Below are 17,505 nucleotides of genomic sequence, written 5' to 3'. Positions count from 1 at the left end.
AACTTTAATTCATAAACGGCATTTTAAAACCGCCCAGACCTTGTTTACCTTTACCTTTGGTCATTCCCTGCATCTTTTTCATCATCTTTTTAGCTTCAGAAAATTGTTTGATGAGTTTATTAACCTCTTGGACTTTTGTACCACTGCCTACAGCAATACGTTTACGTCGGCTGCCATTTATAATATTTACATCACGACGTTCTTTCGGCGTCATGGAATAAATAATAGCTTCAATATGTTTTATTTCTTTACCATTCAAATCAAGATCTACATCGCCTAGCTTTTTCTTGATATTACCCATACCCGGAATCATACCAAGAATCTGATCTAACGATCCTAATTTACGAACCTGCTGCATCTGTGCTAAAAAATCATCTAAAGTAAATTCATCTTTACGGAATTTCTTTTCCATTTTTTTGGTTTCATCGGCATCAAACGTTGATTGTGCTTTTTCAATTAAAGAAAGCATATCACCCATACCAAGAATTCGTGATGCCATACGGTCTGGATAAAATGGTTCAAGAGCTTCTAGCTTTTCGCCCATACCGACAAATTTAATTGGGCAGCCTGTTACTGCCTTAACAGATAATGCCGCACCACCGCGGGCATCACCATCTAATTTGGTGAGGATTACACCATCTAAGCCTAAATCAGCATTAAAACTTTCCGCAACATTAACTGCATCTTGCCCCGTCATAGCATCAACTACAAGTAAAATTTCATGTGGTTTGACGTGCTGCTTAATTGATTTTAATTCCTGCATCAACTCTTCATTGATATGCAAACGACCGGCTGTATCTATAATTACAATATCATTGATATGTGAGTTTGCTTGTTCCATCGCTTTTTCAGTGATTGTCACAACATCCGTGCCTTCCGGCATTGCAAAAACTGGAATATTAAGCTGTTCGCCTAATACTTGCAGTTGCTTGATTGCTGCCGGACGATAAATATCCGCTGCCACTAAAAGAGGCCTTTTGCCTTGCTTTTTCATTGCTAAACCAAGTTTTCCTGCCGATGTTGTTTTCCCTGCGCCTTGCAGACCAACCAGCATGATAACCGTTGGCGGTTTAGATGCAATCATAATTCGGCTTTGTGTGCCACCCATTAAAGCCGTTAATTCTTCATTAACAATCTTTATGACAACTTGCGCCGGTGTCAATGTTTCTAAAACATCTTGACCAATTGCACGTTCTTTTACTTTTGCAACAAATTCTTTTACAACTTTAAAGTTAACATCTGCTTCTAAAAGTGCCATACGCACTTCACGCATTGCTTCATTAACATCAGCTTCTGTTAACTTGCCATGACCGCGTAACTTCTTAAAAGTCTCTTGGAGACGATCCGCTAAACCTTCAAAAATCATTTCATGCCTCCTTAACCTTACCAATTAGGCTGGAAAGCCTTTTCAATATATCATTTATTTCTGTTTTATTATCTAAACCCCGAAGTTTCTCTACCGATTCTGAAATCGATTGCAGCTCCAAGCGTTCTTCTTTATATCTTGCGACTAAACCCAGCTTTATTTCATAATCATTCAAAGACTGCTCTGAACGATGGATAATATCATAAATAGCTTGCCTCGATATTCCCAGTTCATTTGCAATTTCTGATAAAGACAAGTCATCAAAAAAATGCATTTCCAGGCAACGTTGTTGCTTCTCTGTAAGTAAAGCCCCGTAAAAATCAAACAATGCACTCATGTGCAAAAGTTTTTCCAGCACGTCGGATCACCCTGACTACTACATTTATTCTGCCAAGTAAATTCACTTGACTTTGCTATTATACAGAACTTATTTATTATTGTCAAGCTTTTTTACTTGTCGGAGAATAAAGCTTTTGCAAAGTCTTCTGAATTAAATGGTCTCAAATCATCTACTGCTTCACCGATGCCAATCCACTTCACTGGCATTTTTAGTTCGGCTTTGATGCCAACAACAACGCCGCCTTTTGCCGTACCATCCAGTTTCGTCAATACTACACCAGAAATTGGTGCCGACTGTGAAAAAACATCGGCCTGATTAATCGCATTTTGTCCCGTTGTTGCATCTAGCACAAGCAATGTTTCGTGGGGAGCTTCGGGAATTTCGCGTTGAATGACCCGATTTATTTTTTTCAATTCTTCCATTAAATTTGATTTTGTATGCAAACGACCAGCCGTATCAATAATAAGTACATCAATATTTCTGGCTTTTGCAGCTTTTACTGCATCAAAAGCAACCGATGCCGGGTCCGATCCCTCGTCATGTTTAATGACAGTTGCCCCAATTCGAGTGCCCCATATTTCCAACTGATCAATCGCTGCGGCACGAAATGTATCCGCAGCAGCCAGCATAACGGTTTTGCCTTGTTCCTTATAGTAATTTCCCAGCTTACCAATGGTTGTCGTCTTACCGACTCCATTAACACCAATAACCAAAATAACGGTAGGCGGATTCACTGCCAATGTACTTGCATCCGACCCGGTCATTAAAAGCGCACTGATTTTTTCCTCCAGGAACGGTCGTAAATCTTCTGGTGTATTAATTTCTTTCTTTTTGATGCCGTGGTGAACCTCTTCCATTAACAGCGTTGATGTCTTTACCCCAACATCTGCTGAAATCAATGCTTCTTCCAACTCATCGAGTAAATCATCGTCTATTTTTGCGTAACCCACAACAATTTGTTCAATTTTTTCTGTAAACGATTTACGTGTTTTTTCTAACCCTTTTTTTAATTTATCAAAAAATCCCATAATTTTCCTCCAAAATTTATTTCAACGCTTCTTCCAGCCTTACGGAAACAAGTCTCGAAACACCTGCATCTTCAACGGTTACTCCATACATGATATCCGCGGCCTCCATCGTTCCTTTACGATGTGTTACAACAATAAATTGTGTTTTTAGAGCATATTCTTTCAAAAAAGCACTAAATCGATCCACGTTCGCCTCGTCAAGCGGTGCATCGATTTCATCGACTACACTAAATGGTGCCGGACGATATTGTAAAAAGGAGAACAGCAGAGCAATAACCGTAAGTGCCCGTTCGCCGCCTGATAAGACTGCAAGATTTTGCAGCTTTTTATCGGGCGGTTGAACAGCAATTTCCACCCCGGCTTCCAATACATTTTGTGTATCAGTAAGTTCCAATTTAGCTTGACCGCCACCAAATAATTTCACAAAAATCTCGCTGAAGTACAGGCTGATTTGGGCAAAAGCTTCTGAAAACTGTTTAGACATTGTAATATCCATATCACGAATAATACCCGCCAAATACTCTTTTGCGACACTAAGATCCGTTAACTGCTTTTGCATGAATGTATACCTTGTATTGAGATTTTCATATTCCGTTATCGCATTGGGATTGATCGGTCCTAATTCTTCCATTTCTTTTTCCAGTAAACGAATTTTTTTACCAAGTGAGGTATTCGTCTCATCGAGTCTATATGTTTGTGCCTGTTCAATCGACAAATGATACTCACTCTCGAATATTTCAAGACATTGCTGCCGTTCAAATTCAGATTTTGTTTGTAACAGTTCCGTTTGATGAATTTTATTTTGCAAGTCATTTTGTTGTTTATTCGCATCTTTTATTTCGCGATCATTACTTTGAATTGACACCATTTTTTCCATTTTAACTTGATAAAAATTATCATAATCTTTCGTGCCAATCTCACGGAGTGTAACGAACTGTACATTTTTCTTCGCCAATTCCGTTAATTCTCGCTGCGTCGCAACAGTCACCTGATGCAGTGACTCTTGTTCCTGTTTGATTTTTAGTAAATCGCTGTTATACCGATCCATAGTCTGCTGCATATTAGTTCGAAGTTCATGATGGCGGATTAATTCCTGCTCAGCAACGGTTTGTTCTATTTTACTATTCACAGAAATCTGTCGAAGTGTTTCTTGTTCTTTTTTTAATTGTATAAGCTGATTTTCCGTCGTTTCATCTTGACCTTTTTGTTGATTATCCGTATGCTGCATATATTCAATTTCAGCTTTAACATCTGTCATCTGCTGTTTGATACGAATTTCTTTTGCCTGTAACGTATCGCCCAGTTCCTGTAAAGAATGCAGCTTGGTTTTCTTATCAGCTAATTCCATCGTCGCTTTTTCAATATAAATTTTCAGTTCCGCCTGTTGTACTGTCAAGAGGTGCTCTTGCTTACTAGCAGTTTGAGCTTGCATTTCCAATTCTCGCAAACTATTTTCCTGTAGAATCTTTTTTTGATTCAATTCTATGAGTTCACTCTGCTTGCTTGCGATTTCCTGATGAAAGGCTGCAATTTCGCCACTGCGATTTAAGAAACTCGCCTCACGCCGACCCGTACTACCGCCAGAAATAGATCCGCCTGGATTGATAAGTTCGCCTGCCAGAGTGACAATTCGCGCTTTAAAGCCTTGCTTTTTCGCCAATTCAACTGCATGTTCAATCGTATCGACTACTAATGTTCTAGCGAGTAAAAAATCAACGATTTTTTTATATTTTACATTGGTGGAAACGAGTTCGTTTGCATATCCAATAAAACCTGGTGCCATTTGCAGACTGCCATCATCAAATGATTTACGAACAACAATTGTATTCAAAGGCAAAAAGGTTACACGTCCTAGTTTCTCGCGTTTTAAAAAATTAATTGCTGCTTTTGCTGTCATATCATGATCGGTAACGATATTTTGCAGACTGCCGCCTAAAGCAATTTCAACTGCCGTAATATAATCCGATTGAACATCAATGAGTTCCACTACAGCACCGCAAATACCAGCCTGCCATTTTTCATTGCTTTTTAACACACTTTTTGTAGCACGACCAAAGCCTTCGTATTCTTTCTGCATATTTGCCAAAAATTCAACTTTTGATTGAGCCGCACTGAGTCCTTGCTGCAGATTGCGTTGTTTTTCATCCATTTCATGCTGCTCAATGCCAGCCGCTTCAAGGTTTTTTTCCACCAACATTTTTTCATGCTGTGCTTTCATCATGTTATCAAACAAAACTTGTGCCTGCGTATTTAAATCCATTAAAAGGACCTGATTATCCGTCATCTTGTGTTGTTCATTCACAGCTTCTTCATTTAGTTGAACCAATTGTACTTGAAGTTCTTTTATATCATGCTCTAAAAGAAGCAAATCATTGCGCCGATTCGTTAATTTTTGGACTTGTTCCAACGATTTTTCCTGAATCATTTTTATTGCCAGTTCAATTTCAGAAATTTGCCCCTGCAGGATTTCTTCACGGACAGATTCCTCTTGAATCTGTAAAACAATTCGTTTAGCTTTTTCTTCAAATTGTTCTATCTTTTTCTGTGATTCAAAAAGTTGGTCTGACATTTCCAGCTTATTGTTCTCCAGTTCGGCTTGATTGGTTTGTAATCGCTGACCATTCTCATTGCTTCGTTCTAAGCGTTCCTTGCATATAGCCATATCACTATTGTTTTTTTCAATCGCAGTAGCGAGTTCACTATTTTTAACCGAAAGTATTTGCAGTGATTTCTCTACTTGGGTCAATTCATTATTTAACTGTTCCTTTGTGACCTCTAATAAATTAACTCTCACTTCACTTGCCTGACTAGATTGCTGCAATTCCAAAATTTGTTTCTTATTCATTTCAAAATCATGATTATATTGTTCGTACCGATTTAGTAATACGGTTAATTTTGATTTTTTATATTCTTCATGTAACACATTATACTGTTTTGTTTTTTCTGCATATTCAGCCAGTGGCCCTAACTGATGTTCAATTTCATGAATAATATCCATCACACGCAGCAAATTTTGTTCGGTATCTTCTAGTTTACGTAAGGATTCTTTCTTTCGATTACGATACTTGGTAATACCTGCTGTTTCTTCGAATAAAAGACGTCGCTCTTCCGGTTTACTATTTAAAACCTGATCAATTTTATTTTGGCTGATGACGCTGATCGCATCACGCCCTAATCCCGTATCGGCAAAAAGATCATAGATGTCTTTTAAACGACAACGTGCTTTATTAATATAATATTCACTTTCACCGGATCGGTACAAACGGCGTGTTATGACAACTTCATTAAAATCGACCGACAGCTGTCCATCACTATTATCAAAGGTCAGAGAAACTTCAGCTAAACCTAATGCTCTTCTGGTAGAGCTTCCTGTAAAAATAATATCTTCCGCTTTTGCTCCACGTAAATTCCGTACATTTTGCTCACCCAAAACCCAGCGAATTGCATCGGTAATATTACTTTTTCCGCTGCCATTTGGACCAACAATTGCCGTAATTCCCTTATCAAATTCAATTTCCAGCTTATCAGCAAACGATTTGAAGCCATACGCTTCTAATTTACGTAATTGCAATCTATTCACCAACCTAATATTATTGCTATATAGAAATAAATTTTTTCAGTCGTTCTATACCTTAAAATAACTCTCAAATTTATTGTATCACAAACAACCTTTATAAAACAATTACAGCCAAATCATCTGGTACATAGATCTGCCCCTTATAATACGCTACACCTTCAGTTGTATAAGAATACTGACGATTTTTCATGTTTTTATCTTCGGTATGATAAAGCACCAAATTCTTTGCTTTAAGTAGTTCAGCTGTCTCACAAGCTTCTTTTACAGTACTATGATTCTTTTCATATGGCTTGAAAACATCACGATCCGCATAAAGACAAAACGCTTCTGATAAAAGCCATTCACTGTTTTCAACATAACCCTGACAACGTACATTAAATGGTTCATCACCCAGACAGGAAAAACGTTTCCCACTTGGCAAAACTGCTGTAAACCCAAATTGCTTTGCTTTTATCGATGCAATATCAAAAAATGTCATTTTCATATCTAATATCGACAAAGATTGACCATCTTGCACTTCTTTAAAGAAAATGCGTCGTTCTAATTGCTGCACATCCTTCTTTTTCAAAGTTAATGTGGTGATGGTGGTTATGATATCGATTAATTCCCTGTGACAATATATCGTAAAATTCCCCTGATATTTATTTTGGTTCATGAGGGTTGCTATTTTTCGAATGACCCAGATTACTCCAAGCACATGATCGGTGTGACTATGTGTCACAAACATATGGTGAATATTTTCACAGGGAATATTTGTTTGTTCCAATTGGCGCAAAATACCATTGCCACCCCCCGCATCCACTAAAAAATATTCTTCGGATAAATGTATGGCAAAACACGTATTAAAACAATTTGTCACCATAGCCGAACCAGTTCCCAGCATAATTAATTCTTCCATCTCTCAAATCACCTTTTCATTTCATAATTATATAAGTTTCATTAAATATTTTATCTGGCAATCGTCAGAAAACATTATTGGCATGGTTTTTCAACAATTTTTTGATGTTCCGCTGCCGTTTCATACAAGCCTGCTTCTAGATAACTTGACCCAAACTGATGCATCATTTCTAAAATAGGAATCATCTTTCTGCCATTATCCGTCAGACCATATTCAACTTTTGGTGGAATGACCGGATACACTTTACGAAAAATAAGTTTATCTTCCTCTAAACTTCTAAGCTGCAAGGTCAGCATCCTTTGCGTAATATCGGGCAAGCGCCTTTTTATATCACTAAAACGAAGCACTTTATAGCTTAAATACCAAAGAATAATCAATTTTCGTTTCCCTGATAAAAGATGTTGTACTAAATCCATTGGACAAATCGCATATTGGACACAAGTGTCTTTCATATGACATTCTTCATGTTTTTTAATTTCTTTCACAAATACCCCTCCTTTACAGTATCATTATTGATACTACAATACAAATAAGTGCCTACTTGCAAAATAAATAGTGTAATGTTACTATCTTAACATACAAATTAAAGATTTGCATGTAACAAATAAAATACAATTGAAAACTTAGAGGTGCTTTATATGTTGAACCAAAAAATTAAAAAACAAGTAATCATCAGCCAAATTATGCTGCCGAATCAAGCGAATGTAGCTGGCAATGTTCATGGCGGCGAAATCATGAAAATCATGGATTCAACTGCTTATACAGCAGCTCGTAGATATGCACATACCAATGTTGTCACAGCCCGAGTTGATGAATTGCAATTTCATGAACCAATTTTAATTGGTGATTTAGTTATTTGTACAGCTGAAATTGTATTTGTCGGTCATACATCAATGGAAATTTCCGTAAAAGTAGAAGTTGAAGATCTGGACGATGAGTCCACACCACAACAAGCTTTATCCGCTTATTTTACAATGGTAGCAATGGATCGTAATGGTAAACCATTGCCAGTACCACCATTAAAATTAGAAACAGATACAGAAAAAAGAGCTTTCATGGAAGGCAAACGCCGTTATGAAGAACATCGTCAAAGTAAGCGCAAATCTGCTTAAAGTAAAAAAGACTTTTGCACGAACGCTACTATACAATTAGAAAATTACGAAACCTACACAAAATAAACTCTGCTCAATTCGGGCAGAGTTTATTTGTATATCTTTTTATATCATGACTAATAAATCACTATTCAAACTGTATTTTATGTTTTGAAATTCTACAACAACGTGATGTAACGTTGCCAAATCCTGTTTTAAAATAATATTTTTTAACTGATACTCTTTATACCAAAGGCCCAGATTGCAATTTTTATTACCTCGTAGTTTAGAAGTATCTTTCGGATGATGGTGCACAATAATTTCTCCATATTTAGTGGGAAGGCCTTCTAACAGCTGATCCATTTGGATTTTAAATAAATACGAATCCACTAATTCGCCAAAAGCAGGATGATACGGTCCAGCCAGAATCGTTTCACCATCGTCAAGTTGTTCACTAGCCTGAAGCCCAACACGAATGACCTGAATATCATGACGAATAAAAGTCAGCTTCATGAGCGCAGCATATTGAATGGCCTGTTTTAATGACAAAGGCTGATAATCTCCTTTTTGATAAAGCTGTGCTAATTTTGTCTGAATTAAAACCAAGGTAGGATAAATACGCACAAAATCAGGACAAAGTGCAATCGTCTGTGAAAGGGAATCCATAATAGTTTGCCAAGTATCTCCAGGCAGTCCTGGCATCAATTGAATTCCCAAACAAAATCCATGCCCACGCACAAGTTCAGCTGCTCTTAAAATGTCGTCCACGGTGTGACCACGTTCCGATCGTGCAAGGATTGAATCATTAAAAGATTGGGCACCGAGTTCAATCGTCTTTACACCAAAAGCAGCTAAATTATCCAAAATATCACTACTAATACAGTCTGGGCGAGTCGATATGCGAATCGATTTTATTTTTTTTGCTTGCATATAGCGATAAGCCGGCTCTAATAATTTTCTTTGCAAAGAAAGCGGCAGTGCCGTAAAGCTGCCACCATAAAAAGCAACTTCAATAAATTTATTTCCCCGGATTCGATTTAAATGATATTCAATTGTGTTTTGGATAAACTCTTGCGTCACGTCAGTTTGGATACCAGTTATTTTGCGTTGATTACAAAATACACAGGTATGAGGACACCCATAATGCGGTATAAAAATTGGAATAATATAATTTTTCATATTTGCCTCATACAAAAATTGGATGGCCTCAGCCATCCAATTTTATTCATCAATTTTATTCATTTTTGCTAAAGCTGCCTTAGCAGCGTGCTGCTCCGCCTCTTTTTTGCTCTTGCCGAAGCCAATTCCATATTTCTCATCATTTACCATAACAGCAATTTCAAAGATTTTATTATGATCTGGACCATCTTCCGAAAGCAATGCATAGTGAATTTTTTGATCGATATTTTTTTGAATAACCTCTTGCAATAATGTTTTATAATCTTGAATATTTTTTCCCGTTTCAATCATCAATAAATCATCTTGCAACTGTTTTAGAATATAAGCGGATGCTTTTTGCATGCCTTGATCCATATAAATAGCACCAATAACCGCCTCAAAAGCATCAGCCAAAATAGATGCACGCGTTTTACCACCAGTTGCAAGCTCACCCTTACCAAACAGAAGATACTCCCCTACATTAAGCTTGGAAGCCCGTTTAGCAAGAGTCGCCTCACAAACGACAGAGGCTCTTGCTTTTGTCAATTCGCCTTCGGGCAAATTGGGAAAATGTTTAAACAAATACGAACTGGTTGCTAGTTCCAACACTGCATCACCCAAAAATTCCAACCGTTCATTATGAACAATATGCGACCGTTTCGCTTCGTTCGCATAAGAAGTATGAGTCAACGCCTGATGGAGCAAATTCCAATCCGTAAATGCAACACCCAATTTCTTGGCAAATGTAACTAATGCTGCTTTTCTTTCCTCAGTCAATTTCTTAGCTACATTCATTTTACTTTACATATTTCTTTAAAATGAGACATGCATTATGACCACCAAAACCTAAGGAATTTGATAAAGCAACATTGACAACTTTTTCACGGGATTTATTTGGTACATAATCAAGATCTAAACCTTCATCTGGCACTTCATAATTGATCGTTGGCGGCATAATATCATTTTCAATTGTGAGCGCCGTTGCAATACATTCAATTCCACCAGCAGCACCAAGCAAATGTCCTGTCATGGACTTAATTGAGCTCATAGCCAATTTATAGGCATGATCACCAAAAACAGTTTTAACAGCCGCTGTTTCTGTTTCATCATTCAAATGAGTGGATGTACCATGGGCATTGATATAATCAACCGATTCAGGAGCAAGCTTTGCGTCTTTTAACGCAATTTGCATGCATTTTGCAGCCTGTGCACCACCTGGAGCAGGAGATGTAATATGAAAAGCATCCGAATTGGAACCATAGCCTACAATCTCAGCATAAATATGAGCCCCACGCTTTTCGGCATGTTCTAAACTTTCTAATAAAACTACACCAGCGCCCTCACCCATAACAAACCCACTACGTGTTTTATCAAATGGACGAGATGCTTTTTCCGGATCTGCGTTATGATCGGAACATAATGCTTTCATTGAACAAAATCCAGCAACCGCTGCAGGTGAAATACATGCTTCTGTCCCACCAGCAACCATAGCATCCGCATCGCCGCGTTGAATCAAACGACAAGCATCACCAATTGAATTGGTTCCGGTAGCACATGCTGTTACGACACAGCTGCTTGGACCTTTAAGACCAAAGGTAATCGACGTTTGGCCAGCTGCCATATTGCCAATCATCATCGGAATAAAAAATGGGCTGATACGACCAGGACCTTTATCGAATAACGTCGTATATTGTGTATGCAATGTCTCAATACCACCAATACCAGTACCAATGATAACTCCGATGCGATCCCGATCTTCTTGATCTAAATCAATTTTTGAATCTTCTAAAGCAAGCTTACTTGCCGCCACCGCAAACTGCGTATAACGATCCATGCGCTTTGCTTCTTTTTTATCAATATAGTTGAATGGCTCAAAATCTTGAACTTCTCCAGCTACTTGTGCAGTATAGTCAGACGCATCAAATCGGCTGGTTTTTTTGATTCCAGACTTTCCTGCTAACAGAGCTTCCCAGAATGCATCTTTACCAATACCGATTGGAGTAATCGCCCCTATACCTGTAATTACTACTCTATTTTCCAAACTCTAAACACCTCACAACTTAATCTATAATTGCAATTTCCGCCTGTAATCTTGAAAATATTTCCTTAACCGATAAAATTTCTTTTATACGATGAATATATTCTCCTGTGAATACCAACCCTGTTTCTACATCGCCCTGTTGGGCTCGAATCAGGGCTCGAATAATGCAAAAATTCTGTTTGCAATTTTTCAAACAGGCATCACAGGTTTTAACAGGGACTGACCCCACTAATATTTTTTCTACAAACGGATTTCGAACTGCACGTCCCGGAAGACCTACTGGACTTTGAATTACAACTACATCTTCAGCTCTAGCTTTTAAATAAAATTCTTTTAATGCTGGAGCTGCATTAGACTCTTCACTGGCTGCAAAACGTGTACCCATTTGTACACCATTTGCCCCCATTTTTATCAGATCAACAATATCTTGACCATTCATTACACCACCTGCTGCAATTACAGGAATATCCACAGCCCTACGGATATCGGGAATTAAATTTCTTACCGATGTATCGGTTCCCAAATGTCCGCCTGCTTCTTTTCCTTCTACAACAATGGCTGCTGCACCAAGACGTTGAGAAATTTTCGCTAATTTAACAGAAGAAACAATAGGTACGATTGGAGTACCAGACTCCTGACCTAAACCAAACATATCGCGCGAAAATCCGGCACCTGCAACAACTAAATCTATACCTTCATCAATTGCGGTTTTTACAATCTCGCTAAACTTTCTTGCTGCAACCATCACGTTAATGCCAACAATTCCGGACGTTAAAGATCTAGCCAGTCTGATTTCATAACGCAACTCGTCATTTGTCATACCGGAAGCCGCAATCAGTCCAATACCACCCTGATTAGCTACTGAAGCAGCTAATTTAGCAGTGGATAAGCGAATAGCCATACCACCTTGAATGATAGGTATTCTTGCAATTTTAGTGCCAATTTTCAGCTCTGGAAGTTTCAAAATAACTCCTCCAATCAATTCAATGCATATTACCTTTAGAAAGTCCCGAGAACGAATTCACGGGACTTTTCTTCTAAAAGGTAAGACTCTCAAACTTATTTGCTTTGGTCTATATAGGTTACAACATCATTAACAGTTTTAATCTTTTCAGCAGCTTCGTCCGGAATTTCAATACTGAATTCTTCTTCGAATGCCATGATTAATTCAACAATATCAAGAGAGTCTGCACCTAAATCATCGATGAAAGTCGATTCGATTGCTACATCGTCTGCTTCCACACCTAATTGTTCTACTACGATATCTCTAACTTTTTCAAAAGTTGACAAGTCGTTCACCTCCTCCCACTAAGAAAAATTATAATTACATTACCATACCGCCATCTACATTGATAGTTTGGCCAGTGATGTAAGAAGCATTATCAGATGCTAAGAATAAGACGGCCTGTGCTACATCCTCAGGAGTTCCCATTCTTGCGAGTGGAATATTTTCCACCATATCTTCTTTAATCTTATCAGAAAGAACGGCTGTCATATCGGTTTGAATAAAACCCGGAGCTACCAAGTTTACTGTGATACCTCTTGAAGCCAATTCTTTCGCCATAGATTTAGAAAACCCAATTACACCAGCCTTTGCTGCTGCATAATTTGCCTGACCTGCATTACCAGTCAAACCTACCACGGATGTCATATTAATAACACGACCAATTCGTTGCTTCATCATGATTTTTGAAACAGCCTTTGTACAATAAAAAACACCTGTTAAATTTGTTTGAATGACTGCATTCCAGTCACTTTCTTTCATACGCATCAAAAGTCCATCACGCGTAATTCCAGCATTATTTATAAGAATGTCGATCCGACCAAATTCAGCCATTGTTTGTTGAATCATGGCATCGACAGATTCACTATCTGCAACGTCCGCTTGCACCAGCATCACTTTACCGCCGGCACTCACTATAATCTGTTCTACTTCTTTGGCAGCCGCTACATTACCTGCATAGTTCACTACAACAGCTGCACCGGCTTTCGCTAATGTAATTGCAATGGCACGGCCAATTCCACGCGATGCCCCAGTAACAAGAGCAACCTTACCGTCTAAAAGCATTTTAGCGAACCTCCTTGAAATAATCAAGCGTTTTTTGTAAAGATTCAAGATTTTCCACATTTAAACTCTTCAGTGTTTTATCAATACGTTTGTTAAAACCATTCAAAACTTTACCTGGTCCCACTTCTACATAGATATCCGCACCAAAATTTTTCATTTCAGCAACACAGTCTTCCCATTTCACTGGACTTGCAGCTTGGGCAATAAGACTTGCTTTTATTTCATCTGCCTTTGTTAAGATTGTCCCAGTAACATTTGTTACCACTGGTATCAATGCATCAGCAATCGTTACTTTATCGAGTTCAACTGCCAATTTATCAGCTGCTGGTTTCATGAGTGCACTATGAAATGGCGCGCTCACTGGTAAAATCACACATTTCTTCGCACCAGCTTCTTTTAAGAGTTCTGATGCTTGTTCCACGCCTTTTGTCGTGCCGGCAATTACAACCTGTCCTGGACAATTAAAATTAACAGCCTGTACAAGATTATCTTTTGAAATCTTTTCACAAATTTCAATTATAACATTCCTGTCAAGCCCAATAACAGCAGCCATGCCTCCCTGTCCAACTGGAACAGCTTCCTGCATGAAAGCACCACGTTTATTGACAAGGCATACAGCATCTTCAAATTTCAAAACACCCGCTGCCACAAGAGCCGAATACTCACCAAGACTATGTCCCCCAACTATTTCAGGTGCAATCCCATGCTCTTTTAATATTTCATGACAAATTACACTTATCGTAAGAATAGCTGGTTGTGTATTTGCTGTCAAACGGAGAGATTCTTCAGGACCATTAAAACACATATCCATAATGGAAAACCCCAAGGATTCATCCGCTGCTTTAAATATTTTTTTTGCTACATCATATTTTTCATAGAATTCTTTTCCCATGCCAACAGTCTGCGAACCCTGACCTGGAAATACAAATGCAATTTTACTCATTACAATGCTCCTCTATGTATTTTATTTACAATTTTCTTCTATTGTATTCATAACACCAGACAATCCATCTACAAGATCATGAATGATTTCATCCACAGATTTCAATTCATGAAGCAGTCCGGAAATTTGACCGATCATAACCGATCCATTCTCCACATCACCCTTATGCGTTGCAAGATGAAGTTTGCCAGCACCAAGTTTCTCTAATTCGTCAACAGATACGCCTGTTTTTTCCAGTTCTAAATATTCACGCGTCAGTTTATTACCGATAACACGAACTGGATGGCCTGTTGATCTGCCCGTGACGACAGTCGCACGATCTTTAGCTTTCAGTACAGAATTTTTATAATTGTCATGTGCAATGCATTCTTTCGAAAGCACAAAACGAGAACCAATCTGGACCCCTTGCGCACCAAGGGCAAACGCTGCCGCAAGACCTCGTGAATCACCAATTCCACCTGCTGCAATTACAGGAATATCGACGGCATCAACAATTTGCGGCACAAGTGCCATTGTAGTGATTTCACCAATATGACCGCCGCTTTCTGTTCCTTCAGCAATAACAGCATCAACACCAGTACGTGCGAGGCGTTTTGCTAACGCTACTGAAGCTACAACCGGAATGATTTTACTACCGATTGCTTTTAAAGCCGGAATATACTCGCCAGGATTTCCTGCACCAGTTGTAACAACCGGCACTTTCTCATCAACAACAACCTGCATTACTTCTTTAACAAAAGGTGACATTAACATGATATTAACACCAAACGGTTTATTCGTCCAACTTTTAACTTTTTGAATTTCCGCTCGCAAAATATCTGGAGGCATATGTCCAGCACCAATAATCCCTAAACCACCAGCATTCGATACCGCAGAAGCCAGTTCAGCCGTACCAATCCATGCCATACCACCCTGAAATATAGGATACTGAATATGTAACAATTTGCAAATAACATTATTACCAAACATGCTAGTCCTCCTTAGCCCATTTCATAATGCACGATGCCCATGTAAGCCCTGCACCAAATCCGGCAATAGCTATTACATCGCCTTTTTTAAAGCGTTTTGCCTGCACTGCTTCCGCCAAAGCAATGGGAATCGATGCTGCGGAAGTATTACCATACTGTGCCACATTAACAACTACTTTTTCCATCGGCAAATGCAATCTTTTAGCTGCCGATTGGATAATACGAATATTTGCCTGATGGGGAATAAGACAATCAATTTGATCTTTTGTGAGACCAGACCGTTCTAAAGATTTCAAAACGGTACTGCCCATTACTTTTATGGCAAACTTAAAAACTTCACTGCCGTTCATATGAATATAATGCATATTACTAGCAATCGTTTCCAAAGATGCTGGATGGAGACTCCCGCTAGCCGGTATATCAAGACATTCTGCCCCAGCCCCATCCGAGCCAAGATCAATGCCCAGTATCCCATAACCATCGTCTACTTGACCTAAAACAGCCGCACCAGCACCATCACCAAATAAGACACAGGTATTGCGGTCTTTCCAGTTAATATATTTCGATAAAGTTTCAGCTGCAACAACCAAAACTTTTTTATAAACACCCGTTTTAATAAACTGAGTTCCAACACTCATTGCATAAACAAAGCCCGAACACGCTGCCGATAAATCAAATGCAGCTGCATGCGTTGCCCCTAATTTATCTTGTAAAATACAAGCTGTAGATGGAATCGTCCGGTCTGATGTGAGCGTAGCTACAATAATCAAATCAAGTTCTTCCGCTTTAATGCCTGCATTGTCAATTGCATTTTGAGCAGCTTTAATGGCAAGCTGCGATGTAGGAACATCATCTTCCGCAATTCGACGTTCACGAATTCCGGTCCGATCGACAATCCATTCATCGTTTGTATCAACCATTTTTTCTAAATCAAAATTGGTTAAAATCTTTTCTGGTACATAATACCCGACGCCGATAATACCAACACTATTTTCCGTCACTATCATTATTCAATATCTCCTCCTTTGCTATACTATCACTGATGTGTTCCAAAACATTATTCTTCACATATTCATTTGCAACCCCAATGGCACTACGAATTGCTTTTGCATTAGAACTGCCATGGCAAATGATATAGCATCCATTAACACCTAACAAAGGAGCGCCGCCGTACTCAGCATAATCCATTTTCTTCGCTAATTTTTTAAATGTTGGCACAAGCAAAACTGCCCCGGCTTTTGCTAACCAGCCGCCGCCTTTGATTGTCTCTTTAATCAGCTTCATAATAGTTTTTGCTAAACCTTCAGCAAATTTCAGCACAACATTCCCAACAAACCCATCACAAACCACTACATCGAATGTACCGCGAGGAATATCCCGACCTTCGGCATTCCCTTGAAAATTAATTGTTTTCATCTCTTGCAAAAGTGGATACGTAGCAAGTGCCTGTTCATTACCTTTTGTTGATTCTTCACCAATATTTAAAAGTCCAACTCTGGGACTTTTTATACCAAAAACATATTCTGCATAAATTGATCCCATTAAAGCACTTTGTACCAAATGTTGTGGTTTACTGTCGATATTTGCCCCTGAATCCAATAAAAGAGTAACACCATTTACCGTTGGCATCGGCGTTGCTATTGTCGGACGATCAATACCCTTTATCCGGCCAAGGCCAAATAAAGCTGAAGCCACTGCAGCACCCGTACTGCCTGCTGAAAGCACCGCATCGCAAGTCCCGTCTTTTACAAGACGGGTAGCAACAACGATTGATGCATCTTTTTTTCGTCTTACGGCTGCACCAGGATGTTCGGCCATACCAATTTCATCACTTGCATGATAAATCGATATTTTCAAATCCTGCCAATGAGGACTTTTATTTAGCTCCGCTTTTACTTTATTTTCATCGCCAACTAAAACGACTTCACAATCATATTGTTTCGCAGCTGCAATCGCACCTAGCACGATTTGTTCAGGAGCAAAATCCCCACCCATAGCATCAACTGCAATTTTCATACACTAGGTCC

17 protein-coding genes are annotated in these 17,505 nt (G+C 38.7%); 1 reads left to right on the top strand and 16 read right to left on the bottom strand.

Going from position 1 to position 17,505, the window contains the following annotated elements:
• Nucleotides 1–4: 4 nt before the first annotated feature.
• From ffh to BMY14_RS03935, 6 genes are all read right to left on the bottom strand, one after another.
• A complete protein-coding gene (gene ffh / locus BMY14_RS03960) occupies nucleotides 5–1,366 on the bottom strand; it encodes a signal recognition particle protein (RefSeq protein ID WP_091829412.1) in 1,362 nt (453 codons plus the stop codon).
• A gap of 1 nt (nucleotide 1,367) precedes the next feature.
• Entirely contained in the window at nucleotides 1,368–1,724 is a 357-nt protein-coding gene (gene ylxM, locus BMY14_RS03955) for a YlxM family DNA-binding protein (protein WP_019553070.1), read from the bottom strand.
• 92 nt (nucleotides 1,725–1,816) lie between these two features.
• Nucleotides 1,817–2,734 (bottom strand): signal recognition particle-docking protein FtsY, encoded by a 918-nt coding sequence (gene ftsY, locus BMY14_RS03950; RefSeq protein ID WP_091829410.1) that lies wholly within the window; start codon nucleotides 2,732–2,734, stop codon nucleotides 1,817–1,819.
• Between the two features lie 16 nt (nucleotides 2,735–2,750).
• On the bottom strand, nucleotides 2,751–6,305 hold the full coding sequence (gene smc, locus BMY14_RS03945) for a chromosome segregation protein SMC (protein ID WP_177177469.1): 3,555 nt from the start codon (nucleotides 6,303–6,305) through the stop codon (nucleotides 2,751–2,753).
• A 100-nt stretch (nucleotides 6,306–6,405) separates the two neighbouring features.
• Nucleotides 6,406–7,209, bottom strand: a complete 804-nt coding sequence (locus BMY14_RS03940; RefSeq protein WP_091829406.1) for an MBL fold metallo-hydrolase — start codon at nucleotides 7,207–7,209, stop codon at nucleotides 6,406–6,408.
• A gap of 74 nt (nucleotides 7,210–7,283) precedes the next feature.
• Nucleotides 7,284–7,694 (bottom strand): winged helix-turn-helix transcriptional regulator, encoded by a 411-nt coding sequence (locus BMY14_RS03935; RefSeq protein WP_019553066.1) that lies wholly within the window; start codon nucleotides 7,692–7,694, stop codon nucleotides 7,284–7,286.
• A 153-nt stretch (nucleotides 7,695–7,847) separates the two neighbouring features.
• Here BMY14_RS03935 and BMY14_RS03930 point away from each other — a divergent pair, with 153 nt between their 5' ends.
• Complete coding sequence (locus BMY14_RS03930; protein WP_019553065.1) at nucleotides 7,848–8,321, top strand: acyl-CoA thioesterase; 474 nt, start codon at nucleotides 7,848–7,850, stop codon at nucleotides 8,319–8,321.
• 105 nt (nucleotides 8,322–8,426) lie between these two features.
• Here the strand turns inward: BMY14_RS03930 and BMY14_RS03925 are convergent, their stop codons facing one another.
• From BMY14_RS03925 to plsX, 10 genes are all read right to left on the bottom strand, one after another.
• The gene (locus tag BMY14_RS03925; protein ID WP_091829404.1) at nucleotides 8,427–9,479 is read right to left on the bottom strand and encodes an elongator complex protein 3; all 1,053 of its coding nucleotides are present in this window, start codon (nucleotides 9,477–9,479) and stop codon (nucleotides 8,427–8,429) included.
• A gap of 42 nt (nucleotides 9,480–9,521) precedes the next feature.
• Nucleotides 9,522–10,253 (bottom strand): ribonuclease III, encoded by a 732-nt coding sequence (rnc, locus tag BMY14_RS03920; RefSeq protein WP_091829402.1) that lies wholly within the window; start codon nucleotides 10,251–10,253, stop codon nucleotides 9,522–9,524.
• Between the two features lies 1 nt (nucleotide 10,254).
• Nucleotides 10,255–11,499 (bottom strand): beta-ketoacyl-ACP synthase II, encoded by a 1,245-nt coding sequence (fabF, locus tag BMY14_RS03915; RefSeq protein WP_091829400.1) that lies wholly within the window; start codon nucleotides 11,497–11,499, stop codon nucleotides 10,255–10,257.
• 19 nt (nucleotides 11,500–11,518) lie between these two features.
• Nucleotides 11,519–12,463 (bottom strand): NAD(P)H-dependent flavin oxidoreductase, encoded by a 945-nt coding sequence (locus tag BMY14_RS03910; protein WP_091829398.1) that lies wholly within the window; start codon nucleotides 12,461–12,463, stop codon nucleotides 11,519–11,521.
• A 95-nt stretch (nucleotides 12,464–12,558) separates the two neighbouring features.
• A complete protein-coding gene (locus BMY14_RS03905; protein ID WP_019553060.1) occupies nucleotides 12,559–12,789 on the bottom strand; it encodes an acyl carrier protein in 231 nt (76 codons plus the stop codon).
• Between the two features lie 34 nt (nucleotides 12,790–12,823).
• Nucleotides 12,824–13,567 (bottom strand): 3-oxoacyl-[acyl-carrier-protein] reductase, encoded by a 744-nt coding sequence (gene fabG / locus BMY14_RS03900; protein WP_091829396.1) that lies wholly within the window; start codon nucleotides 13,565–13,567, stop codon nucleotides 12,824–12,826.
• A gap of 1 nt (nucleotide 13,568) precedes the next feature.
• Nucleotides 13,569–14,510 (bottom strand): ACP S-malonyltransferase, encoded by a 942-nt coding sequence (gene fabD, locus BMY14_RS03895; RefSeq protein ID WP_019553058.1) that lies wholly within the window; start codon nucleotides 14,508–14,510, stop codon nucleotides 13,569–13,571.
• Between the two features lie 21 nt (nucleotides 14,511–14,531).
• Complete coding sequence (fabK, locus tag BMY14_RS03890) at nucleotides 14,532–15,479, bottom strand: enoyl-[acyl-carrier-protein] reductase FabK (RefSeq protein WP_091829394.1); 948 nt, start codon at nucleotides 15,477–15,479, stop codon at nucleotides 14,532–14,534.
• A 1-nt stretch (nucleotide 15,480) separates the two neighbouring features.
• Nucleotides 15,481–16,485, bottom strand: coding sequence for a beta-ketoacyl-ACP synthase III (locus BMY14_RS03885; RefSeq protein WP_019553056.1), 1,005 nt, complete (start codon nucleotides 16,483–16,485; stop codon nucleotides 15,481–15,483).
• A complete protein-coding gene (gene plsX, locus BMY14_RS03880) occupies nucleotides 16,466–17,494 on the bottom strand; it encodes a phosphate acyltransferase PlsX (protein WP_091829392.1) in 1,029 nt (342 codons plus the stop codon). The genes BMY14_RS03885 and plsX overlap by 20 nt, the downstream gene beginning before the upstream one ends.
• Nucleotides 17,495–17,505 lie beyond the last annotated feature (11 nt).

Origin of the sequence: Propionispira arboris (assembly GCF_900109225.1) — a bacterium.
GTDB classification, from domain to species: Bacteria; Bacillota; Negativicutes; order Selenomonadales; family Selenomonadaceae; genus Propionispira; species Propionispira arboris.
This window is presented reverse-complemented; position numbering and strand designations above follow the sequence as displayed.

Coding starts and splice junctions, on each gene's coding strand:
- BMY14_RS03930 (WP_019553065.1), top strand. CDS start 7,848: ATGTTGAACCAAAAAATTAAAAAACAAGTAATCATCAGCCAAATTATG.
- BMY14_RS03940 (WP_091829406.1), bottom strand. CDS start 7,209: ATGGAAGAATTAATTATGCTGGGAACTGGTTCGGCTATGGTGACAAAT.
- ffh (WP_091829412.1), bottom strand. CDS start 1,366: ATGATTTTTGAAGGTTTAGCGGATCGTCTCCAAGAGACTTTTAAGAAG.
- rnc (WP_091829402.1), bottom strand. CDS start 10,253: ATGAATGTAGCTAAGAAATTGACTGAGGAAAGAAAAGCAGCATTAGTT.
- fabD (WP_019553058.1), bottom strand. CDS start 14,510: ATGAGTAAAATTGCATTTGTATTTCCAGGTCAGGGTTCGCAGACTGTT.
- fabK (WP_091829394.1), bottom strand. CDS start 15,479: ATGTTTGGTAATAATGTTATTTGCAAATTGTTACATATTCAGTATCCT.
- fabG (WP_091829396.1), bottom strand. CDS start 13,567: ATGCTTTTAGACGGTAAGGTTGCTCTTGTTACTGGGGCATCGCGTGGA.
- plsX (WP_091829392.1), bottom strand. CDS start 17,494: ATGAAAATTGCAGTTGATGCTATGGGTGGGGATTTTGCTCCTGAACAA.
- BMY14_RS03885 (WP_019553056.1), bottom strand. CDS start 16,485: ATGATAGTGACGGAAAATAGTGTTGGTATTATCGGCGTCGGGTATTAT.
- BMY14_RS03925 (WP_091829404.1), bottom strand. CDS start 9,479: ATGAAAAATTATATTATTCCAATTTTTATACCGCATTATGGGTGTCCT.
- ftsY (WP_091829410.1), bottom strand. CDS start 2,734: ATGGGATTTTTTGATAAATTAAAAAAAGGGTTAGAAAAAACACGTAAA.